The 20,990-nt window shown below is 70.9% G+C and carries 20 protein-coding genes and 1 tRNA gene; 9 read left to right on the top strand and 12 right to left on the bottom strand.

Annotated elements, in window-relative coordinates; genetic code table 11:
- Window positions 1-50: 50 nt before the first annotated feature.
- From KILIM_RS16250 to KILIM_RS16240, 3 genes are all read right to left on the bottom strand, one after another.
- Window positions 51-124: transfer RNA gene (locus KILIM_RS16250), tRNA-Pro, on the bottom strand.
- A 146-nt stretch (window positions 125-270) separates the two neighbouring features.
- Window positions 271-1,200 (bottom strand): metallophosphoesterase, encoded by a 930-nt coding sequence (locus tag KILIM_RS16245; protein ID WP_006593817.1) that lies wholly within the window; start codon window positions 1,198-1,200, stop codon window positions 271-273.
- On the bottom strand, window positions 1,200-3,530 hold the full coding sequence (locus tag KILIM_RS16240; RefSeq protein ID WP_169330771.1) for a transglycosylase domain-containing protein: 2,331 nt from the start codon (window positions 3,528-3,530) through the stop codon (window positions 1,200-1,202). Before KILIM_RS16240 ends, KILIM_RS16245 begins: the two co-directional genes overlap by 1 nt.
- A 628-nt stretch (window positions 3,531-4,158) precedes the next feature.
- Between KILIM_RS16240 and KILIM_RS16235 the strand changes: the two genes are divergently transcribed.
- On the top strand, window positions 4,159-4,413 hold the full coding sequence (locus KILIM_RS16235; RefSeq protein ID WP_006593815.1) for a WhiB family transcriptional regulator: 255 nt from the start codon (window positions 4,159-4,161) through the stop codon (window positions 4,411-4,413).
- Window positions 4,414-4,501: 88 nt separating this feature from the next.
- On the opposite strand, the gene bagB is transcribed toward KILIM_RS16235, so the two are convergent.
- Window positions 4,502-5,773 (bottom strand): ArsA family ATPase, encoded by a 1,272-nt coding sequence (bagB, locus tag KILIM_RS16230; protein WP_006593814.1) that lies wholly within the window; start codon window positions 5,771-5,773, stop codon window positions 4,502-4,504.
- Window positions 5,770-6,843, bottom strand: a complete 1,074-nt coding sequence (locus KILIM_RS16225) for an ArsA-related P-loop ATPase (protein WP_006593813.1) — start codon at window positions 6,841-6,843, stop codon at window positions 5,770-5,772. The genes bagB and KILIM_RS16225 overlap by 4 nt, the downstream gene beginning before the upstream one ends.
- 74 nt (window positions 6,844-6,917) lie before the next feature.
- Between KILIM_RS16225 and sp36 the strand changes: the two genes are divergently transcribed.
- Genes sp36 through KILIM_RS16210 form a run of 4 tightly spaced genes read left to right on the top strand, consistent with a single transcriptional unit; the run spans window position 6,918 to window position 9,357 of the window.
- A complete protein-coding gene (gene sp36, locus KILIM_RS23725; protein ID WP_085956018.1) occupies window positions 6,918-7,070 on the top strand; it encodes a Sp36 family protein in 153 nt (50 codons plus the stop codon).
- 3 nt (window positions 7,071-7,073) lie between these two features.
- On the top strand, window positions 7,074-7,547 hold the full coding sequence (locus KILIM_RS16220; RefSeq protein ID WP_006593811.1) for a RidA family protein: 474 nt from the start codon (window positions 7,074-7,076) through the stop codon (window positions 7,545-7,547).
- 8 nt (window positions 7,548-7,555) lie between these two features.
- Window positions 7,556-8,437 carry an NUDIX hydrolase gene (locus KILIM_RS16215; protein ID WP_006593810.1) on the top strand — a complete coding sequence of 294 codons (882 nt, stop codon included), beginning with the start codon at window positions 7,556-7,558 and terminating at the stop codon, window positions 8,435-8,437.
- The gene (locus tag KILIM_RS16210; RefSeq protein WP_006593809.1) at window positions 8,434-9,357 is read left to right on the top strand and encodes an MBL fold metallo-hydrolase; all 924 of its coding nucleotides are present in this window, start codon (window positions 8,434-8,436) and stop codon (window positions 9,355-9,357) included. Before KILIM_RS16215 ends, KILIM_RS16210 begins: the two co-directional genes overlap by 4 nt.
- Window positions 9,358-9,449: 92 nt before the next feature.
- On the opposite strand, the gene KILIM_RS16205 is transcribed toward KILIM_RS16210, so the two are convergent.
- Window positions 9,450-10,127, bottom strand: a complete 678-nt coding sequence (locus KILIM_RS16205) for a Crp/Fnr family transcriptional regulator (RefSeq protein WP_006593808.1) — start codon at window positions 10,125-10,127, stop codon at window positions 9,450-9,452.
- Window positions 10,128-10,317: 190 nt separating this feature from the next.
- On the opposite strand from KILIM_RS16205, the gene nth reads away from it, so the two are divergent.
- The 3 genes from nth to KILIM_RS16190 are packed head-to-tail and all read left to right on the top strand — an operon-like array spanning window position 10,318 to window position 12,919.
- Entirely contained in the window at window positions 10,318-11,022 is a 705-nt protein-coding gene (gene nth / locus KILIM_RS16200) for an endonuclease III (protein WP_006593807.1), read from the top strand.
- Window positions 11,019-11,708: an NUDIX hydrolase gene (locus tag KILIM_RS16195; RefSeq protein WP_006593806.1), complete on the top strand. Its 690-nt coding sequence runs from the start codon at window positions 11,019-11,021 to the stop codon at window positions 11,706-11,708. The genes nth and KILIM_RS16195 overlap by 4 nt, the downstream gene beginning before the upstream one ends.
- Entirely contained in the window at window positions 11,705-12,919 is a 1,215-nt protein-coding gene (locus KILIM_RS16190; RefSeq protein WP_006593805.1) for a MarP family serine protease, read from the top strand. Before KILIM_RS16195 ends, KILIM_RS16190 begins: the two co-directional genes overlap by 4 nt.
- 35 nt (window positions 12,920-12,954) lie before the next feature.
- Here KILIM_RS16190 and KILIM_RS16185 read toward each other — a convergent pair whose 3' ends face one another.
- From KILIM_RS16185 to KILIM_RS16175, 3 genes are all read right to left on the bottom strand, one after another.
- On the bottom strand, window positions 12,955-13,953 hold the full coding sequence (locus KILIM_RS16185; protein WP_006593804.1) for an alpha/beta fold hydrolase: 999 nt from the start codon (window positions 13,951-13,953) through the stop codon (window positions 12,955-12,957).
- The gene (locus tag KILIM_RS16180) at window positions 13,954-14,448 is read right to left on the bottom strand and encodes a phage holin family protein (RefSeq protein ID WP_006593803.1); all 495 of its coding nucleotides are present in this window, start codon (window positions 14,446-14,448) and stop codon (window positions 13,954-13,956) included. It abuts the gene before it with no gap.
- 99 nt (window positions 14,449-14,547) lie between these two features.
- A complete protein-coding gene (locus tag KILIM_RS16175) occupies window positions 14,548-15,291 on the bottom strand; it encodes a GntR family transcriptional regulator (protein ID WP_217997122.1) in 744 nt (247 codons plus the stop codon).
- A 221-nt stretch (window positions 15,292-15,512) separates the two neighbouring features.
- Here KILIM_RS16175 and KILIM_RS16170 point away from each other — a divergent pair, with 221 nt between their 5' ends.
- Complete coding sequence (locus tag KILIM_RS16170; RefSeq protein ID WP_006593801.1) at window positions 15,513-17,834, top strand: 6-phosphofructokinase; 2,322 nt, start codon at window positions 15,513-15,515, stop codon at window positions 17,832-17,834.
- Between the two features lie 46 nt (window positions 17,835-17,880).
- Here KILIM_RS16170 and KILIM_RS16165 read toward each other — a convergent pair whose 3' ends face one another.
- From KILIM_RS16165 to acs, 3 genes are all read right to left on the bottom strand, one after another.
- Window positions 17,881-18,285, bottom strand: coding sequence for a type II toxin-antitoxin system VapC family toxin (locus tag KILIM_RS16165; RefSeq protein ID WP_006593800.1), 405 nt, complete (start codon window positions 18,283-18,285; stop codon window positions 17,881-17,883).
- Window positions 18,282-18,530, bottom strand: coding sequence for a type II toxin-antitoxin system Phd/YefM family antitoxin (locus tag KILIM_RS16160; RefSeq protein ID WP_006593799.1), 249 nt, complete (start codon window positions 18,528-18,530; stop codon window positions 18,282-18,284). The genes KILIM_RS16165 and KILIM_RS16160 overlap by 4 nt, the downstream gene beginning before the upstream one ends.
- Window positions 18,531-18,875: 345 nt before the next feature.
- Entirely contained in the window at window positions 18,876-20,828 is a 1,953-nt protein-coding gene (gene acs, locus KILIM_RS16155) for an acetate--CoA ligase (protein WP_006593798.1), read from the bottom strand.
- Window positions 20,829-20,990 lie beyond the last annotated feature (162 nt).

The following is a 20,990-nucleotide window of genomic DNA, read 5'->3' as shown; positions in this document are numbered from 1 at the left end:
ACCCAAGCGAAAGGGCTCTGATCGCGTGTGTGCGATCAGAGCCCTATGTGTCGGGGTGACAGGATTTGAACCTGCGACCTCTTCGTCCCGAACGAAGCGCGCTACCAAGCTGCGCCACACCCCGTGGCCTGGTCCGAGCGATCCATCCGGGGCTCGGCGCCCGCCCTACGATAGCCGACGAGGGGCCCGCGCACCGAATCGGGTTCGGGTGCCGTCTTGCCCTGTGTCACGAGGCTGACGCAGGGGCGGTGACACTGAACGGCGGGCCGGTCAGTAGTCGGTGGGGACCAGGGTCAGCAGGCTCGCCTCGGGGCGGCACGCGAACCGGAACGGCACGTAGGGCGACGTGCCCAACCCGGCGGAGACGTGCATCCACGCCGAGCCTTGCGGGCCCCGCTCCGAGGGGATGCCGTTGGCTCCCGGCCACCAGCGGGAGACGCCCTTGGCGCGGCGAGTGTCCAGGTCGCAGTTGGTGACCAAGGCGCCCCAGATCGGCAGCGCCAGCTGCCCGCCGTGCGTGTGGCCCGCGATGAGCAGTTGCGCCCCGTCACGCGTCATCGAGTCGAGCACCCGCGTGTACGGCGCGTGGCAGATGCCCACCTTGAGGTCCGCGGCCAGGTCAGGTGCGCCCGCCACCGCGTCGTAACGGTCGTAGTTCAGGTGCGGATCGTCGACCCCCACCAGCTCGAGGGCGGTGTCGTTGACCCGCAGCGAGCCGCGGGCATTCGTCAGGTCCGCCCAGCCGTGTTCGGCCAGCCCGCGCACGAGCTCAGCGGTCGGCAGCCGCGGCGTCGTCGGCTTGACCGCGCGCTTGCGCACGTAGTCGAACGGATTGCGTCGGCCCGGCGCGAAGTAGTCGTTGGAGCCGAGGACGAACGCCCCCGGCCGGTCCAGGTAGGGCTCCATCGCATGCAGCAGCGGCTCGATCGACTCCGGGTGCGCGATGTTGTCGCCGGTGTTGACGACCATGTCCGGCTCGAGCCGCGCGAGCCCGCGCACCCAGCGCATCTTGCGGCGCTGGCCGGGCATGAGGTGCAGGTCGGAGAAGTGCAGCACCCGGATGGGCTGCGCCCCCACCGGCAAAACCGGCAGGTCGAACGTACGCAGGGCGTAGGCATTACGCTCCACCAGCCCGGCGTACGCAAGTCCCCCCGCGCCGGCCACGGCGAGCCCACCCGCAGCGCGCAGCAGCGCCCCCATCAGTTGGTCGGGCTCGGGCTGGCGCTGTCGTCCGGCGAACTCGGGCTCGGGGTGCCGGTGCTGTTGCGCGTGGCGGTCGAGCGGGGAGTGCGGTTGTTGGCCTGCTGCGCAGCCGGGATGCCGCGGGACAGGTACAGCGTGACGGTCTCGCCCTTGGGGGCGATCTCACCGGCCTCGAGGGAGGTGTCGGCGACCCGACCCCACGGGATGGTGTTGGCCCGCACCTTGCGCGAGGCGACGTTCACCTTGAACCCGGCCTCCTGCAGGCGCCGCGTCGCCGAGTTCTCGGAGCGCCCGATGACGTTGGGCACCTCGATCTGGTCGGAGCTGCTGTTGCCGTCGGCGCTGATGACCCGGAACTGCTCGCGCGGCAAGCCCTTGCTCGTGGCGGCGATGACGTCGCGCCACAGCGGCCCGGCGTAGGTTGCGCCGTAGACGCCCGGCATCGGGCGCGGTGGGTCGGGGGTGCCCACCCATACAGCACCGGCCCGCTGCGGCGTGAAGCCCGCGAACCACGTCTGCATGCTGCGGTCGGTGGTGCCGGTCTTGCCGGCGGCGGCCCGCCCGTCGGGACGGCCCACGTTGCGGCCGGTGCCCTCCCACACGCCGGTCAGGATGCGCGTGGCGCGGTAGGCGACATTCGGGTCGAGCACCTGCTCGCAGTTGCCGTCGCTGACCTTGAAGCCCTGCCCGTTGAAGTCGGTGATCTTCGTGACCGGCACCGGGTCGCAGCGCTTGCCGCCGGCCGCCAGCGTGGCGTACGCCGAGGCCACGGTCAGCGGCGAAGCGTTGTCGGCGCCGAGGATGACGGCCGCCATGCCCGACTCCCCGTACTCGCCGCCGGTGGCGGTGTGCAGGCCCATCTTCTTCATCGTTGCGCGCTCGTTGCAGACGCCGACCATGCTGGCCAGTTGCACGAAGGCGGTGTTGACGGACATCGCGGCGGCGTGCGCGAGCGTCATATTGCCCTGCTCGCGGCTCTCCGCGTTGCTCGGGGCGAAGCTGCCCGTGTAACCGCACTCGGTGCCGCCGAGACGGCCCGCGCTGAACCGGGTGCCGTCTGCCGGAGCGTAGACATTCGTGCCGGCGCTCAGGCCCTTCTCCATCGCGGTGACGACGGCGAACATCTTGGCCGTCGAACCGATCTGGAAGCCGGCCGAGCCGCCGTAGCGCTGGTCAACGGTCCAGTTGACCGAGGTCTTGCCGAACTCCTTGCTCTGGCCCGTGGCGTAGTCGGTGTTCTGCGCCAGCGCCACGATGTGCCCGGTGCCCGGCTCCACGACTGCCGCGGCGGTGCCGCGGCCGGCGCGGTTGCCGACCGGCAGTCGCTGCTCGAGGGTCTTCTTGACCTGCTCGTTGAGTGCCAGATCGTATGTCGTCTCGATCTTCAGGCCGCCCCGGTAGATGCGCTTCTCCCGCTCGGCCGGAGTGTCGCCCAGACCCGGCTGCTCCATGAGCCACGCCTTGACGAAGTCGCAGAAGTACGGGTCTTTCGACGCCGGGCAGGAAGCCTGCCCCCTCGTCGGGTTCAACTCGATGGAGGTGCGCATCGCCTGTCGCATCCGCTGCGTCGAGATCTTGCCCGTGTCTCGCATGCGCTGCAGCACGTCGTCACGGCGGGCCTTGGCCCGGTCCGGGTACTGGAACGGGTCGGTGGCGCCGGGCCGCTGAGCCATGCCCGCGATCATCGCAGCCTGCGGCAGGCTGAGATCGGCCGCGGACACCCCGAAGTAACGCATTGCGGCGGCCTCGACACCGTAGGCGCCGGCGCCGTAGTAGATGAGGTTGAGGTAGCCCTCGAGGATCTGTTTCTTGGAGAGCTTCTCCTCCAGAGCGATGGAGTACTTGGCCTCCTGCAGCTTGCGCACGATGCCGGGGATGCCGCCACGTGCCTGCGCGGCCTCCGCTGCCTGGTCGTCTTCTTCCTTCAGCGCCGTGTAGACCCGGGTTTGCTTGACGTACTGCTGCGTGATCGTCGAGGCGCCCTGCTTGTCACCCTGCAACGTCTGGAAGAGCGCTCGTGCGATGCCGCGGGCGTCGACCCCGCCGTGCTCGTAGAAGCGGTCATCCTCGATCGCGATCTGTGCGTCTTGCATGATCGGCGCGATCTTGTCGAGCGGGACGACCGTGCGGTTCTCTTCGTACAGCGTGGCCAGGACCGTGCCGTCCTTGGCCAGGATCTCGGACTGTTGGGCCATCGGGGAGGCGGTGAACTCCGCAGGCAGCGAATCGAACGTGCCGATGGCCTCCTTGGCGGTCAGGCCGGCAAGGCCCACGACCGGCACGAAGATGCCGGCCCCGAGGAGGCCGGCGACCATCGACAGTGCCACGAACGCACCAAGCAGACTGAAGGCGTTGCCCACGCTCGACTTGCCGCCGCGCGACCCTGCGGATCGGGAGGGCTTGCCACCCGCCGCGGTCGCACCGGAACGCCCGGTCGCCGACGACGGAGAACCGGGCGTGGTCGAGGACCCCGACGCTGGATGCGACGGGTCGCCTGGTACGGAGTTCATTGGCCCAGGGTAAACCGCCGCACTGACAACCAGCATCCCCTGTGCGGCGCGGTAGCCGCTTGTGACCGCATCGTTGACATTGCTCAGCAGTCGCGTCTGGCCTCGCACGTGCGGCGGGACCGGGCTTGCATGCAACCGATTGGCGCGCCATGGTCCGGGTCGACGACCGTTCGTGGCGTGCGGGCGTCCGCTCGGCGCACACCCGGGGTGGTCGAGAAAATGGGCAGTGGTTGGGGAGTGACCCGTCGGTGAATCTGTGCCATCATCGAGGTGTTGGGGCAAGATCGGGTTTACGCATCGCCGCGTTATGTTTGCTCAAGAACTTGCCGTGCCGGACTCGGAAGAACCCCGTGGGGGTTTAAGTTCGAACAAGGGGCCCACAGTGACGATCTCATCAGCGCCGATGCGGCGTCGTCAGTCCAGGCTTGTTGAAGACTGGGCACCGATGGCCGCCTGCAGCAAGGGCGAGCCCGACGCATTGTTTGTGCAAGGAGCTGCGCAGCAGCAGGCCAAGCAGATATGTCTGCGCTGCCCCGTGGTCCGCGAGTGCCTCGCCGACGCACTCGACAACCGCACCGAGTTCGGAGTCTGGGGTGGCATGACCGAGCGGGAGCGCCGCGCGATGCTCCGCCGGCACCCGTCCGTACCCTCCTGGAAGGCGCTGTTCGAGCGCGGCCTGGACTGCCAGGAATCTGCCTGAGCCCACGCGGCGCCCATCCGGTATTTCAGCGCAGCGCCCCTGGCGGCTATTTCAGCGCAGCGCCCCTCGCGGCGCAGTCAGCGCCTGATCAGGCCTCGACGTCCGAGGCGACTCCCGCCAGCGCGGCACCGATGGTGCGCAGTCCCGCCACGTCGTGCACATCGACCGCGGCCAGCGGCACCTCCACCAGCGGCACCCCCGGGTGGCGATCGGCGAACCGTCGTGCCGCTTCGCGGTGGCGCACGGCCGTGCGGGCCGCGTCCGCGTGCAGCGCCAGCAGTCCCGGCAGCAGCGAGCGCGCCTCGTCACCGGAGACGGCGTCTGCGGAGTCTCGCCCGGCATCTTCTCCGGCGTCGGCCAACTGCTCCGCCAGACGCTCGGCCAGCCGCTCGGCCTCTGCCGCCTCCAGCTGTGGCAGGGGCGTGACGACCATGCGATTGACTACGACCCCGGCCAGCGGCATCGCATCGGCCCGTAGCCGCTCGACGAAGTAGCCGGCCTCGCGCATCGCGTCCCGCTCCGGCGAGGCGACGACGACGAAGGCCGTTCCCGGCTGCTGCAGCAGCGCGTAGGTGTGCTCGGCCCGCTCCCGGAAGCCGCCGAACATCGTGTCGAGCGCCGAGACCAGCGTCTGCACGTCGTCGAGCAGCTGGGTGCCCAAGATGCGCGCCAGTGCCCCCCGCGCGACACCCATGCTCTTGGAGACGACCTTGAAGTAGGCGCGGCCACCGACCTTGGCCGGGGCGAGCAGCAACCGGATGAACCGCCCGTCGAGAAAGCTGCCGAGGCGTTCGGGGGCGTCGAGGAAGTCCAGGGCCGAGCGCGACGGCGGCGTGTCGACCACGATGAGGTCCCAGCGCGGGGCGCCGTCGGGGCCGCGTTCGGCGTGCAGCTGCCACAGCTTCTCCATCGCCATGTACTCCTGCGTGCCCGCGAACGAGCTGGAGAGCGCGATATAGAAGGGGTTGGCCAGGATCTGTTCGGCCTTCTCCGGCGTGGCGTGCGCCTGCACGACCTCGTCGAAGGTCCGCTTCATGTCCAGCATCATCGCGTCGAGGCTGCCGCCGTCGGAGCCGACGCCGACCACCGCCCGCGGGCTGTTGTCCAGCTCCTGCAGACCCAGCGATTGGGCCAGTCGACGCGCAGGATCGATCGTCATCACGGCCACCCGACGGCCGCGCTCGGCGGCGCGCAGCGCCAACGCCGCGGTGGAGGTCGTCTTGCCGACGCCGCCGGAGCCGCAGCACACGATGACCCTGGTGGCTCGGTCGTCGAGCAGGTCGTCGAACGCCAGCGTGGGGGCGCTGCTCGGGCGGGCCGCGCGGGAGCGCAGCTGGGCCGATCCGGTCGTCGCGCTCATCCCCACACCGCCTGATCCGCCAACTCCTGGGCCAACTCGCGCACGCTGCTGGCGCCCGTCGGGTCCAGCACGTGCGGCAGCATGTGGATCGGCACGTCGAGCTCCTCCAATTGCGTGAGCTGGGTGTCTTCCAACTCGATCCGCTCGACGTTGGCGCGGGCCTGCCTCAGCAACGCCTGCGCGGCCACGGTGCCCGGCGGCGCGCCGGCGGCGGCCGAGCCGTTGTCCATCCCACCCAGGCCGCCCAGGCCCACCTGCGCGAGCGCCGTCGCGACGGCCGTGGCCGGCACTGCGCCGTCGCGGATCCGCTCGCTCTGCTCCGGCTCGAAGTATGCCGACCGGGCCTGATTGACGATCACCGCGCCCACGCCGAAGCCCTCGGCGCGCAACTCCCCGACGGCGTCGATGGTCTCCTGCACCGGCATCTCCTCGAGCAGGGTCACGACGTGCACTTTGCACCTCGGCGAGCGCAGCAACCGCGAGATCGACTCGGCCTGCCGGCTGATCGGGCCGACCTTGGTCAGCTGCGCTACCTCTTGGTTGACGTTGAGGAAGGGCAGCACCCGGCCGGTCGGCGGGGCGTCGAGCACCACCGCGTCGTAGGCCCGGTCGCCCTGGCGCCCGGTGGCCTCGTACACCTTGCCGATGCTCAGCACATCGCGGACTCCGGGCGCGACCGTCGTGGCGAAGTCGATGGCGCCGAGGCGTTCGAGAATGCCGCCGGCCGAACCCAGGTGGTAGAAGATCGACAGGTACTCGATGAGCGCCGCTTTGGCCTCGACGGCCAGACCCCACACCTCGCCCCCGCCGGAGACGCGCATGATGCGCTCCTCGGTGGTCGCCAGGGGAGGCACGTCGAGCGCCTGGGAGACGCCCTGACGTCCCTCCACCTCGCACAACAACACCCGGGCACCGAGGCTGGCCAGCGTCAGCGCCAACGCGGCCGCGACCGTCGTCTTGCCCGCGCCGCCCTTGCCGGTCACGACGTGCAACCGGACCCGCGACCAGTCGGGGTGCCCCGGTGCGTCGGGAGCGATCTCCTGCGCCTGCTCGGGCGATGCGTGCGACATGGCCAGAAGTCTAGGAGCCGGGACGCGGGCGCGAGCCGCGCATCGCACCGAGGAGGCTGGCTAGAGTGACGCCCATGGCCAAGTGGGAATACGCAACGGCGCCGCTCATCGTGCACGCCACGCAACAGATCCTGAACAACTGGGGTGAGGACGGCTGGGAGCTCGTGCAGACCGTCGTCATGCCCGACGGCAATCTCGTTGCCTACTTCAAGCGACCGAAGGAGTAATTCATGGGACAGGTAGAAGAGCGGCTCGCCGGCATCGGGCTGAAGGTTCCGCAACTCGTGCCCCCGGTCGCGGCCTACGTGCCGGCCAAGCTCGACGGTCGGCGCATCTACGTCTCGGGGCAGGTGCCGATGGTCGACGGCAAGCCGCTGCAGACCGGCAAGGTCGGAGTGGGCGAAGGGCTGGTCTCGCCCGAGGACGCCAAGAAGCTCGCGGAGGTGTGTGCGCTCAACGCGCTCGCCGCGATCGCCTCGGTCACCGACCTCGACAAGGTCGTTTCGGTCGTCAAGGTCGGCGGCTTCGTCGCGGCCGACCCCTCCTTCACGGGCGTGCCGGGCGTCATCAACGGCGCCTCGGAGCTGTTCGCGCTCGCCTTCGGTGAGGGCGGCCAGCACGCCCGCAGCGCCGTCGGCGTCGCAGTGCTGCCGCTCGACGTGCCGGTCGAGGTCGACGTCATCGTCGCGCTCGCCGACGACTGAGGTCTGGGGTGACGCAGCCGCTGGAGTTCGCGCTGCCGGCCGGCCTGCGCGCCAAAGCGGCGGCGTGGCTCGGGCCGAATCCGCCGCAGGCGCCGCCGGTCAAACCCGCCGCCACCGTCCTGCTCGTCCGCGACGAGCAGGACGGTGCTGCGTCGGGGGAGGCAGCTGGAGGCGTGCAGGTATGGATGATGCGGCGGGCGGCGTCGATGGCGTTCGCCCCCGATGTCACCGTCTTTCCCGGCGGGGGAGTCGACCCGCGCGACGAAGACCCGGCGCTGCCGTGGCGGGGGCCCACGCCCGCGCAATGGGCGCGGCTGCTCGGCGTGCCCGAGCCCCTCGCGCGTCGCCTCGTCGTGGCCGCCGCCCGGGAGGTCTTCGAGGAGTGCGGGGTGCTGCTCGCCGGCGACGACCGCGGCGAGCCGCCCGCCCAGCTGCGCGGCCCGACCTGGCAGGGGCTGCGGGAGGCTCTGGTCACCCGCGAGGTGGCGTTCGCGCAGGTGCTGGACGACCACGGGCTCGCGCTACGGACCGAGCTCCTGGCTCCCCGGGCCCGCTGGGTCACCCCGCAGTTCGAGACCCGGCGCTACGACACTTTCTTTTTCGCGGCCCGGGTGCCCCACGGGCAAGAACCCGACGGACGAACCAGCGAGGCTGTGACCGCCGGCTGGGAGCGGCCGGCCGACCTGCTCGCGCAGTTCGACGACGGCGCGATCATCCTGCTGCCGCCCACGCAGGATCAGGTGCGCGCGCTGGCGACGATCCCGAACGTGCGCACCCTGCTCGCCGCGCCGCCGCCCGCGGTGCCGCTGCCGCGGATCGAGCCGCGGCTGGACCAGCGCGGCGACGACCTCGTGCTCGTCTGTGAGCCCGGGAGCGAGGAGGCCTCGTGACCTCGACACCACCACCCACCTCCGGCGGACCACCGGGGCTGCCGGGCTCGTGGGAGCGGCGCTGGGACGGTGGCGAGGTCGCCCCCGGCGTGCTCTGCGTGCTGGCGCCGAACGAGTCGGCGATGACCCATGAGGGCACCAACACGTGGCTGCTGCACGCCCCCGGCGCGGGCGAGGCCGTGGTCGTCGACCCCGGGCCGCAGCTGCCCGGGCACCTGGATGCCGTGATCGCCGCCGCGCGGGAGCGGGGGGTGCGGATCGCGGCGATTCTCGTGACCCACCACCATCTCGACCATCTCGAAGGCGTCGAGCGCTTCGCGCAGCTGACCGGGGCCCCGGTGCACTTTCCCGGCCGCGACCGGCCGGCCACCGCCGAAGAAACGGCCGAAGAAACGGCCGAAGGGACGGCGCCGACGTTCGACATCGAGGTCGAGGGGCTTCGGGTCGTGGCGGTCCCCACCCCGGGGCACACGATGGACTCCTACTGCTTCCACGTACCGCAGTTGGGGGCGCTGCTGACCGGCGACACGATTTTGGGCCGCGGCACGACGGTGGTCACCTGGCCCGACGGCGACCTCGGCGCTTACCTGGCGAGCCTGGCCCGACTGCGCGACTTGGCGACTGACCCGCAGCACCCGGTCGAGGTGATCCTGCCCGGCCACGCGGCTCCGTTCTCCGGAGCCGATGTCACCGGCGTCATCGACTACTACCTCGACCACCGGCGCGAGCGCCTCGACCAGGTGCGCGCCGTGCTGGCCGACCGTCCCGTCCCGCAGGCCGACGACGACCCCGAGGCGGGGGAGTTGGAGGCCTTGGTCGAGCACGTGGTGCGGACTGTGTATCAGGATGCGCCGCAGGAGGTGTGGCCGGCGGCACGGCAGAGCGTCCGCGCTCAACTGGAGTACCTGCGGAGCCACTGAGCGGCGCTCGACAGGCGGCCGACCACCGGCTCGGCGAGACCGGCTCAGCGGCGAGGTCGGCTCGGCGAGACCGGCTCAGCGGCGCGTTCGGCTCAGCGAGACCGGCGGGCGAGGCGCTCGGTGTCGTGCAGGACGACGGCGCGCGGCTCCAGGTGCAGCCAGCCGCGTCCGGCGAAGTCGGCGAGGGCCTTGTTGACCGTCTCGCGCGAGGCGCCGACGAGCTGGGCCAGCTCCTCCTGGGTGAGGTCGTGGGCGACCCGCACGCCGCCGTCGACAGGCTGACCGAAGCGGCGGGAGAGGTCGAGTAGGGCCTTGGCGACGCGGCCGGGCACGTCGGTGAAGACGAGGTCGGCCAGGGAGTCGTTGGTGCGGCGCAGCCGGCGGGCCAGGGCTCCCAGCAGCGACTGGGCGACGGCCGGCCGGTCGGAGAGGAACGCGTGGAAGGCGTCGTGCCCCAGGCTGATGAGGTCGCAGCGGGCAACGGCGGTGGCCGTCGCGCTGCGCGGGCCGGGGTCGAACATGCTCAGTTCGCCGAACATCTCGCCGGGGCCGATGATCGCCACGAGGTTCTCCCGGCCGTCCGAACTCGTGCGCCCCAGTTTGATCTTGCCGTTGTGCAGCACATACAGCCGGTCGCCGCGCTCACCCTCTCGAAACAAGACCTCGCCTCGGTCGAGTGTGACCGATGTCATCGACGTCTGGAGCGTGGCCGCGTCCTCGTCTGACAGCGAGCTGAACAGCGGTGCCTGCCTAACCACGTCGTAGTTCACGAAGCCCAGTGTGCCAGAGGCAGGCTCCGCTGACCCGGTGGCCAGCGGTTTCCCAGGTGTGTCTCCTACTGTCCACGGTGTGCCGCCTGCGTCCGCGACCCCTCCTGAGCCCTCCGCGACCACGTCTGCTCCGGCAGCAACGCCGGTCTCCGTGGAGAGTCCGCTGGCACGTACCCGGCGGGCGCGGCGGATGATTCGGGTGCTCACGCAGCGCTATCCCGACGCGCACTGCGAACTGGACTTCGCCGACCCGTTCCAGTTGCTCGTGGCGACCGTGCTCTCGGCCCAGACCACCGATGTGTCGGTCAACTCGGTGACCCCGGCGCTCTTCGCGCGGTATCCCGATGCGCTGGCCCTGGCTGAGGCCGACCGGGAGCAGGTGGAGCAGATCATCCGCCCCACGGGCATTTTCCGAGCCAAGGCGGAGTCGATCACCAAGCTGGCCGGCCAGCTCGTGCAGCGATTCGACGGGCAGGTGCCCGGGCGAATGAGAGACCTGGTCACGCTGCCGGGGGTGGGCCGCAAGACCGCCAACGTCGTGCTCGGCAACGCCTTCGGGGTGCCCGGCATCACTGTCGACACCCACGTGGGTCGCCTCGTGCGGCGCTTCGGCTGGACCGAGGAGACCGACCCCGTCAAGGTCGAGCACGCGATCGGTGAGTTGCTGGTGCGCCGCGACTGGACCCAGGCCAGCCACGTGCTGATCTTCCACGGCCGGCGCACCTGTCACGCCAAGCGCCCCGCGTGTGGCGCCTGCCCCGTGGCCAAGTGGTGCCCGTCGTTCGGCATCGGGGTCACCGATCCGGTCGCCGCCGCACGGCTCGTCAAAGGCCCGACCGTCGAGGAGCCGGCTGCCGAGGATGCGGTGCTCGAGTCCGAGCAGGTGGCTCGGTGAGGCACTCGGCGCGGCCGACGTGGGTCGACGCGCTGGCTGCCGCCGCCACCGACGTCGACCCCGCCGACCTTGGCCGGCTCAGCCCCCCTCGGGACGGAGGCCGGGCGTCGGCTGTGCTCATGCTGTTCTACCCGGATGCGGCGGGGGGCGATTCCGTCGTACTCACCCAGCGGTCGTCGCGGCTGCGGGCCCACGCGGGGCAGGTCTCCTTTCCCGGCGGCCGCATCGACCCGCAGGATGACGGGCCGGTCGCTGCGGCGCTGCGGGAAGCCCATGAGGAGGTCGGCCTGGCCGCCGCGGGGGTCGACGTGTTCGGCACCCTGCCGCCGGTGTACGTGCCGGTCAGCAACTCTGTCGTCACCGCGGTGCTGGGTTGGTCGGCGCTGGAGCCGGCCCTGAGCGTGCGTTCCCCGCAGGAGGTGGAGTCGGTGCGGCGCGTGCCGCTGGACCGCCTGCTGGACCCCGGGGTGCGCTTCGTCGCCACCCATCCCAACGGCTACCGCGGCCCGGCGTTCGAGCTGGACGACCTCTACATCTGGGGGTTCACGGCGGCGCTGCTGTCGGGGGCCTTCGACCTGGCGGGCCTGACGCGGGCGTGGGACAGCACCCGCACCCGGCCGCTACCGCAGCGGTACGGACGCCCCGTGACCAGCGACGACATCACCCGGCAGGTGGACTCGTCATGACGCCGATGATCTTCGACGCGCTGTTGGCGCTGGTGTTCGCCGCCTACGCGATGATCGGTTACCGCCGCGGGCTGGTGCTGACGGCGTTCTCGGCCGTGGGCTTCCTGGTTGGCGCCGGGCTGGCGTTGTGGCTGCTGCCCGGGCCCATCGCGAACTTCACCGCGCAGGCCCACTCCGGCCTGCTCGCGGCGCCGTGGGCCGGTCCGCTGCTGCTCGTCGTGGGCCTGTTCGTGCTCGGCACGATCGGGCAATCGCTGCTGACCCGCCTGGCCTGGCCCCTGCGTCGCGGGTTGCATCGCGGCGGTATCGGGCCGCTCGACGACGTGCTCGGCAGCGTGCTCACGGTGCTGGTGGTCATCACGATCGCGTGGTTCGGTGCGGGCCTGTTGCGCGGCGCCGCTCCGAACACGGTCGGCGCGACGATCTCGCAGTCGCAAGTGCTCTCGGCGATCGACCGCGCGATGCCCCCGCAGAGCGACCGTCTGCTGGGCCGGGTGTTGCTCACGCTGGACCGGTACGGGGTGCCGCGGGCCTTCGACGGCATCCGGGCCGAGCCGATCGTGCCGGTCGACCCGGCCGACGAGGCGGCCGCCAACACCCCGGCGATCCAGGGCGTGGTCGACTCGGTGTGGCAGGTCGACGCCCTGGCCCTGGCCTGCGGGCGCTCGCAGGAGGGCTCGGGCTGGGTCGCGGGGCCGGGGCTGGTGGTGACGAACGCACACGTCGTCGCCGGTGCCGAACAGGTGACGCTCGTGCACGGGGTGCGTCGCGTGAGCGCCGAGGTCGTCGCCTTCGATCCCGACCGCGACCTGGCGGTGCTCTCCGCCAACCTGCCCGCCTCGGCGCGGGTACTGCCATTGGGCGACGCGCTCTCGCACGGGGATTCGGCGGTTGTCGCCGGCTACCCCGGTGGCGGGCCGTACCGGGTGCAGGCGGCCCGGGTGCGCGGCGAGGTGAACGCGCGCGGTGACGACATTTACGGCCGCAGCGGGGTGACGCGGGAGCTGTACGCCCTGCGCGCCGGAGTGCGGCCGGGCAACTCCGGCGGGCCGCTGTTGCGCACCGACGGCAGCGTCGCCGGAGTCATCTTCGCCCGCTCGCTGGACGACCCGCAGACCGCCTACGCCCTGACCAACAACGAACTGGAGCCGGTGCTCGCCCAGGCGCGCGCGGCCTCCGCACCCGTGGGCACGGGCCGCTGCGCGGCCTGACGGTCAGCGGCTGGACTTCTCAGCGGCTCGACTTCTCAGCGGCTCGGCTGGTCGGCGCTCACCTGGTCGTCTGGGTCGCCGCCCAACCAGCGGGTCAGGATGGCAGTCGCGGCGGCGGGCGCCTCCTCCTGCACGAAGTGGCCGACGCCCGGCAGACGGTGCCACTCGTAGGTGCCGCGGACGTACCCGCTGGAGCGGGCGGCCAGAACCGCGGGCAGCAGCGGATCTTGCGCGCCGTGCACCTGCAACACCGGGACGTCGACCGTGCGCCCGATCGTGCGCAGCAGGCGCCGACCTGCCGGATGCAGGTGGGCGCCGGCGAGCCAGCGGTGCGCCTCGGTCGCCGAGCGGGACGTGAACGGCAGCGCGAGGGCTTGGCTGTAGCGGGCGACGACCTCGGTCGAGGGCCAGGCCCCGCCGGGCGCCGACCAGCGGTGCAGAGACTCTTCGAGGATCGCGGGATCGGCGAGGCGGCGGGAGGCCGGTCCGCCGATGACGCGGCGGACCGGGCGTTGCCACATAGGCCTGGCCAACCGCCACGGGAGGGTGCGGGGGCCCAGGAGCCGCGGATGCGGCATGGCGAGCACACCGACGGCGGAGACGACCTGCGGATGCAGGTGCGGCATCGCCCAGGCCAGCCAGCCGCCGAGGCCGTGGCCGATGACGACCGCCCGCGTGTGCCCGAGGCTGCGTACGAGCGCCGCGAGGTCGGCACACAAAGTGCCGGGGTCGTAGCCGCGGGGCGGCTTGTCCGAGGCCCCGTGCCCCCGCAGATCGACCGCGGCGGCGGTGAAGCCGGCGTCGGCGAGCGCGGGTAGCTGCGCGCGCCACGACCACCAGAACTGCGGGTATCCGTGCACGAGCAGCACGAGCGGGCCGGTGCCGGACTGCGCGACGTGCAGCCGGGTGCCGTTGGCGGGGACGAACCGGTGCTCCCAGGGCCCCGGCACCAGAACGGCACCGGTGTCGCCCGACACCGGTGCCGCTGCTGCGCCCGTGATTGCGCTGGAGGCCGCCAGGGCCCGCCCGAGCACCTACTTCTTGACGCCGGTCGCGCCGTGCGCGTGCGGGTCGGCCAGGCGCAGGGCGGCCGTGCGCTCGCCCGTCGCCGCGAGCTTGAGGTCGTCGACGGTCTTCTGGGCCTGGTTGATGGCCGCCTCCGGCTTGCCCTTGAAGCCCTTGAGGGCGCTCTTGCCGACGAGCCCGAGGATGCCTGCGACGAGGAAGAGGACGAGCGTGACGATGAGGTAGGCGAGCCAGGGTGCGAGCCCGACCGCGATGATGCCCATCGCGATGGTGTGCAGCAGGAACAGGAAGCCGAAGACCGCGATGAAGCCTGCCGCGGCGAACATGGCGCCGGCCTTGCCGGCCTTCTTCGCGTCGTTGGTCACCTCCGCCTTGGCCAGGGCGATCTCGCTGCGGAACAGCGTGGAGACGTCGACCAGGGCGTCGTTGACGAGCCTGCCGATCGTCGGGTCCGCGGTGCGGGGCGCCTGCGGCGCGGCCGACTCCGGGGTGTGCGTGGCCATTGTTACCTCCTCCAGCGGGCCGGGATGCGGCCCTGGGCGTCGGACGAACAAACCCTAGCGAGCGTGTGGCGGGCCAGCGACTCCGCCACCCCGGGACGGTCAGCCGTGCTCGGGCGACGCGGAGTCGGGTGCCGCGACCGCCGCGCCGATGCGCTCGGTGTGTTCGTGGGCCAGGCTGCCCAGCAGTTGGGCATCGCGGGCCACGTAGGCGGCCAGAATCTGCTCGTGGTCGACGCGCAGATGCTCGCGCTCGTCGCGGGTGAGCCGGACCATCGCTTTGCTGGGCTCGGTGACATTCCAGGCGACGCGCAGCATGTGCAGCAATCGCGGCATGCGGCAGGGCGCCAGCATCGCCTCGTGGAACGCCCGACTCAGGCGCCCGAAGGCGACCGGGTCGGCCACCACCGCCGTGTCGACCTGCCCGTGGATCTGGCGCAGATGCTCGTGGTCGGCCTCCGTGGCGTTTTCGACGGCCCGCGCCAGCCCGGCCGCCTCCAGCGCCCCGGCGACGAGGTAGAGCTCGCCCAGTTCGGCATCCGAGAGGCGCGCCACCGTGTAGCCCAGGCGCGGCTCATGGTCGAGCAGGCCCTCTCCGAGCAGCGTTTTCAGCGCCTCGCGCACCGGGATCCGGCTGACGCCGAAGAAGCCCGCCACATCGTCGAGGGGGATCGCCGTGCCCGGCGCCACCTCGCCGGAGGCGATGGCTCGGCGTAGCTCGGCGAGCACCTGCGGCCCTGACGTGTATCCGCTGGGCCGCGTCAGTACGGCCACCAGGCCGCCTGCGCCGGCTGAATCGTCTTGATCGGCCTGCGCGTCGGCCGGTCGTTGGTCCGCGTCACTCACGATGCGGCCTTCCTCTCGGCGGGTCCTCCCCTCCACCATGACACCACGGCAGGGATTATCGGCACAGGATGGCGCGGCCGGACGGCAGGAATCCAGCGCGGTTCGACATCGCCCGGGGCGGCATCCGGCAGATCGTCCGATTCGCTCCGCCAGCGCGGGGCTTTGCGCATATCTGGGGGCTGTGCTGACTATCGGGGTGTCCGGCACGACAGACTGGGACCGTGACGACCCAGCGGCTGGATCGGGAACAGGACAACACGACGAGCGAGCAGGCGCCCCAGGGGCCTGCGGGCAGCAGCGAGCGCGGTGGACCGCGCATCGGGGTGCTGACCAGCGGCGGTGACGCGCAGGGCATGAATGCGGCGGTGCGGGCCGTGGTCCGCGGCGCGATTCACCTCGGGGCGCGCCCGTTCGCCATCTACGAGGGCTATCAGGGTGCGGTCGACGGCGGCCCCGGCATACGCGAGATGACCTGGGACGACGTCGGCAACATCATGCATCGGGGCGGCACGATCATCGGCACGGCCCGCTGCGCGGCCTTCCGTGAGCGTGAGGGGCGGCGCACGGCGGCCAAGAACCTGCTCGAGCGCGGCATCGACCGGCTCGTCGTCATCGGCGGCGACGGCAGCCTCACCGGCACCGACCTGTTTCGCCGGGAGTGGCCCGACCTCCTGCGGGAGTTGCACGAACGGGGTGAGATTTCCGCCGAGACGATGGCGGCGCATCCGACCCTCATGGTCGCCGGCATCGTGGGCTCCATCGACAACGACCTCGTCGGTACCGACATGACGATCGGCACCGACTCCGCGCTGCACCGCATCATTGAGGCCCTCGACGCGATCTCCAGCACGGCGGCCAGCCATCAGCGCACGTTCATCGTGGAGGTCATGGGCCGGCACTGCGGGTATCTGCCGCTGTCGGCGGCGATCGCCGGCGGCGCGGATGCGGTGTTCGTGCCGGAGGATCCGCCGCGCGACGGCTGGGAGGAGCGGCTGTGCGACAAGCTCGCCGCGGCGCGGGCGGCGGGGCGGCGCGACAGCATCGTGCTCGTCGCCGAGGGCGCGCTGGATCGGCAGGGTGAGCGCATCGATGTCGACCGGCTGCACGACGTCATCGAGCGGGGGCTGGGGGAGGACGCGCGGATCACGATTCTCGGGCACGTGCAGCGCGGCGGCACGCCGAGCGCCTACGACCGGTGGATGAGCACGCTGCTGGGGATCGCGGCAGTGCAGGACGTGCTGGCGGCCACGGCGGACAGCCCGGCCCACATCATCGGGGTGCGTCGCAACCGGCTCGCGCGGCTGCCGCTGGTGCAGTCCATCGAGAACACCCGCGCGGTCGCCGGGTACATCAAGGAGGGCGAGTACGACAAAGCGATCGAGGCGCGCGGGGAGAGCTTCGGCAAGGCGATCGGGCTGTTCGGGGCGCTGACGCGGGCGGTGGGTTCGCCGGCGTCGGGCAGCAAACGGGTGGCGATTCTGCATTGCGGCGGTTTGGCCCCAGGGATGAACGCGGCGTCGTCGGCGGCGGTGCGTTTGGGGCTGCAGGCGGGGTTGACGCCGCTGGGAGTCAGCGGCGGATTTCCGGGGCTGCTCAAGGGCGCCGTCGGTGAGCTGGACTGGGCCGACGTCGAAGGCTGGATGGGTGAGGGCGGCGCGGAGCTGGGCACCCGGCGCCGGCTGCCGACGCAAGAAGAGTTGTACGGCGTGGCCCGCAGCATCGAGGCGCACAACATCGACGCGCTGCTGATCGTCGGCGGGTTCAACGCCTACCGCTCCGGCCACCTGCTGGCGACGGAGCGCACGCGCTATCCGGCGTTCAACATCCCCATCCTGTGCGTTCCGGCGAGCATCGACAACAACCTGCCGGGTTCGGAGTTGTCGATCGGCGCGGACACGGCGCTGAACAACGCGGTGTGGGCGCTGGACCGGGTCAAGCAGTCGGCGAGCGCGAGCCGCCGCTGCTTCGTCGCGGAGGTGATGGGCCGCCGCTGCGGGTTCTTGGCGTTCATGTCGGGCCTGGCCTCGGGTGCGGAGCGCGTCTACCTCAATGAGGAGGGGGTGACGTTGGCGTCGCTGGTCGATGAGATCGAGGAGATGAAGGCGGTCTTCGACGCGGGCCGGCGCCTCTACCTCGTGGTGCGCAACGAGGAGGCGAGCGAGCACTACACGACGAATGTGTTGGCGCGGCTGTTCGAGGAGGAGGGCGGCGACTCCTTCGACGTGCGGGAGGCTCACATCGGGCACTTGCAGCAGGGTGGGAGCCCGTCGCCGTTCGACCGGCTACTCGCGACGCGCCTCGTGTCGTTCGCGGTCGATCAGCTTGTCGAGCAGTTCGAACGCGGCCGCCGCGACGCGGCCTTCGTGGGCCTCGTCGAGGGTCGGATGTCGGTGGGTAACCTGGCGCACCTGCCGGAGGTAGCCGACCTGACCAAGCGGCGCCCCGTCGACCAGTGGTGGATGCAGTTCCGCCCCGCCATCGAGATGATGGCCCGCCCCGGCGACGGCCACGACCCCCGCCGCCTCCCGATGCTCGACGTGTAGGTGCCGGCCAGCGCCGATCGTGCCCCGCTCGAAGGGCACCGTGGCCTTAGACCGGGACCACCTCGATGAGGTGCTCGAGCCCCTCGAAGTCGTTTTCGTTCCGCGTGTAGAGGCTGGCGTCATGGGCGTGGGCAGTTGCGGCGATCAGTAGATCCAAGACTCGACGACGCGGCTGCCGGCCCGCATGGACGACGGCAGCCGCCAGTTGGCCGTAGCTGTCCGCCACTGCATCATCGACGGGGAGCGGGTCGAAGCGCCGCTGCAAGATGCTGAGCCGACGCAGGCGCTCGGCGCGGACCTCGGGGGTCTTGGCCACCAGAACGCCGAAATGAAGCTCGGCCAGTGTCGCGACGCTGATGGCTTGCACACCGGGGATCGGCGAGATGCCGGTGGCGAGGACGACACTCGTGTCGAGAAGCACGCGTGGCGGCGCCTGCGGCGGCTCGCTCACGCCTGATCCCAGGGATCGTGAAGCTCGTTGTCGAGCAGTTCGCGATCCTGCCCCCAGTCGCCGTCTGCCTGCCCTTTGAACAGCTCCGCGTAGTCGTTCCAAGCGCGCCACTGCCGCGGTCGGGCTGGGACCAATACTGCGCTGGGTCGACCAGACACCGTGATGGTGATCTCTTCCCCCGCCTCTACGCGACGGAGCAGCTCAGAGGCGTCTTGGCGCAGTTCGCGCAGGCCAACACTCTCCATCGGCCCAGGGTAGCACTTGTGCTATCAGGGCGGGATGGCGCTGCGGTGAGAGGGCTTCTACTGCTGCTCCAGGGGTCATTAGCCGTTCCGGCGACGGCCACGATCCCGCGGCCTCCCGATGCTCGACGTGTCGGGCCGCCCGCGGCTGGCCGCTAGGTGCGGCGCGCAACATGTTGCCCGTTCTGCCGAGCGCGCCAGCCGGTGGGCGTCCGGCGTTCGGGGGCGCTAGGTGCGGCGCGCAGTATGTTGCCCGTTTCGCCGAGCGCGGGTGGTCGTCGGGTGTCGGCCGAGACAGAAAGGTGGCCCGGGGCACGCGCCCCGGGCCACCGTCGTCTGCGTCGGCCGTTACTTCTTGGCCTGCAGGTTGTTCTTGATGAAGTCCATCACCGAGGAGTCGGTGAGGGTGGAGGTGTCGCCGACGTCGCGGTTCTCGGCGACATCCTTGAGCAGGCGGCGCATGATCTTGCCGGAGCGGGTCTTGGGCAGCTCGGAGACGATCATCACCGACTTCGGCTTTGCGATCGGGCCGATCTCGTTGCCGACGTGGCCGCGCAACTCCTGCACCAGCTTCTCCTGGTCCTCGTCGCTCGCGCCGCCCTCACGCAGGATGACGAACGCGACGACCGCCTGGCCGGTCATGTCGTCGGTGGCGCCCACGACGGCGGCCTCGGCGACCCGGTCGTGGCTGACCAGAGCCGACTCGATCTCCGCGGTCGACAGGCGGTGACCCGAGACGTTCATGACGTCGTCGACGCGGCCCAGCACCCAGATGTTGCCGTCCTCGTCGAACTTGGCGCCGTCGCCGGCGAAGTACAGGTTCTCGAACCGCGACCAGTACGTCTGCTTGTAGCGCTCGTTGTCACCGAAGATGCCGCGCAGCATCGAGGGCCACGGCTTGGTGACGACCAGCAGACCCGTCTGGCCGCGCTCGACGGGCTTGGCCTCGTCGTCGACGATCTCGACCGCGATGCCGGGCAGCGGCTTCTGCGCCGAGCCGGGCACCAGGTCGGTGACGCCGGGCAGCGGGCTGATCATGATCGCGCCGGTCTCGGTCTGCCACCACGTGTCGACGATCGGCGCCTCGTCGTGGCCGATGTGCTCGCGGTACCACTCCCACGCCTGCGGGTTGATCGGCTCGCCCACCGACCCCAGGATGCGGATCTTGGACAGGTCGAACTTGGCGGGGATGTCGTCGCCCCACTTCATGCACGCGCGGATCGCGGTCGGCGCGGTGTAGAAGACCGTGACGCCCTTGTTCTGCGCGATCTCCCACCAGCGGCCCTTGTGCGGCGAATCCGGGGTGCCTTCGTAGACGACCTGCGTGACGCCGTTGGCCAGCGGGCCGTAGACGATGTAGCTGTGCCCGGTGATCCAGCCGACGTCGGCCGTGCACCAGTAGACGTCTTCGCCGGGGTGCACGTCGTGCGCGACGCTGTTCGTGTACGCGGTCTGCACGAGGTAGCCACCGGACGTGTGCAGGATGCCCTTCGGCTTACCCGTCGTGCCCGAGGTGTAGAGGATGAACAGCGGGTGCTCGCTGTCGTGGTTCTCCGCGGTGTGCTCGGTGGAGGCGGAATCGACGACGTCGTGCCACCAGACGTCGCGGCCTTCCTTCATCTCAGGATCGGTGTCGCCCCGGTTGACGACCAACACCTTCTCCACGGAGCCGCCGTCGGCCTTCTCCAGCGCCTTGTCGACGGCCGGCTTCAGCGGCGAGGGGGTGCCGCGGCGGTAGCCGGCGTCGGCGGTGATGACGACCTTGGCCTTGCAGTCGTCGATGCGGCTGCGCAGCGCGTCGGAGGAGAACCCGCCGAAGACCACCGAGTGGGGGGCGCCCAGGCGGGCGCAGGCGAGCATGCCGATGATGGTCTCGGGGATCATCGGCATGTAGACGGCGACCGCGTCGCCCTTGCTGACGCCTAGCTCGGAGAGGGCGTTGGCGGCCTTGCAGACCTCGTCTTTGAGTTGGGCGTAGGTGATGTCGCGCTCGTCGCCGGGCTCCCCGACGAAGTGGATCGCGACCCGGTCGCCGTTGCCCTCCTCGACGTGGCGGTCGACGCAGTTGTAGGCGACGTTGAGTTCGCCGCCGACGAACCACTTCGCGAACGGGGCGTCGGACCAGTCGAGCACCTGGTCGAAGTCGGTGCCCCAGGTGACGTACTTGCGCGCCTGGTCGGCCCAGAAGCCTTCGAAGTCGGCGTCGGCCTGCTCGTACAGGTCGGCCTTGGCGTTCGCGTACTGCGTGGTCTGCTCGCTCGGTGGATAGGTGTGGGCTTCGGTGGTGGTCTCTTCGGCCACGGCTGCCTCCTGCTGCTGGGGACGTCATCGTCGTCAGTGCAATGCTCGACACGCGAAGCGGCCGCACGGCCGGAGTCGGCCGAACGGTCAGCGGTCTTCGCGACGTGGGTCCAAACCTAATGGCGGGCGCGCGGTTCTTCACCTCTTCCGGCCAAGCGTCGG

The sequence above is a fragment of the Kineosphaera limosa NBRC 100340 genome (assembly GCF_000298215.1).
GTDB lineage: Bacteria > Actinomycetota > Actinomycetes > Actinomycetales > Dermatophilaceae > Kineosphaera > Kineosphaera limosa.
This window is presented reverse-complemented; position numbering and strand designations above follow the sequence as displayed.

What these genes read in the sequence shown, in the direction of transcription:
- KILIM_RS16245 (WP_006593817.1), bottom strand. Translation starts at nt 1,200, where the DNA reads ATGGGGGCGCTGCTGCGCGCTGCGGGTGGGCTCGCCGTGGCCGGCGCG.
- KILIM_RS16235 (WP_006593815.1), top strand. Translation starts at nt 4,159, where the DNA reads ATGGCCGCCTGCAGCAAGGGCGAGCCCGACGCATTGTTTGTGCAAGGA.
- bagB (WP_006593814.1), bottom strand. Translation starts at nt 5,773, where the DNA reads ATGAGCGCGACGACCGGATCGGCCCAGCTGCGCTCCCGCGCGGCCCGC.
- KILIM_RS16225 (WP_006593813.1), bottom strand. Translation starts at nt 6,843, where the DNA reads ATGTCGCACGCATCGCCCGAGCAGGCGCAGGAGATCGCTCCCGACGCA.
- sp36 (WP_085956018.1), top strand. Translation starts at nt 6,918, where the DNA reads ATGGCCAAGTGGGAATACGCAACGGCGCCGCTCATCGTGCACGCCACG.
- KILIM_RS16220 (WP_006593811.1), top strand. Translation starts at nt 7,074, where the DNA reads ATGGGACAGGTAGAAGAGCGGCTCGCCGGCATCGGGCTGAAGGTTCCG.
- nth (WP_006593807.1), top strand. Translation starts at nt 10,318, where the DNA reads ATGATTCGGGTGCTCACGCAGCGCTATCCCGACGCGCACTGCGAACTG.
- KILIM_RS16190 (WP_006593805.1), top strand. Translation starts at nt 11,705, where the DNA reads ATGACGCCGATGATCTTCGACGCGCTGTTGGCGCTGGTGTTCGCCGCC.
- KILIM_RS16180 (WP_006593803.1), bottom strand. Translation starts at nt 14,448, where the DNA reads ATGGCCACGCACACCCCGGAGTCGGCCGCGCCGCAGGCGCCCCGCACC.
- KILIM_RS16160 (WP_006593799.1), bottom strand. Translation starts at nt 18,530, where the DNA reads ATGGAGAGTGTTGGCCTGCGCGAACTGCGCCAAGACGCCTCTGAGCTG.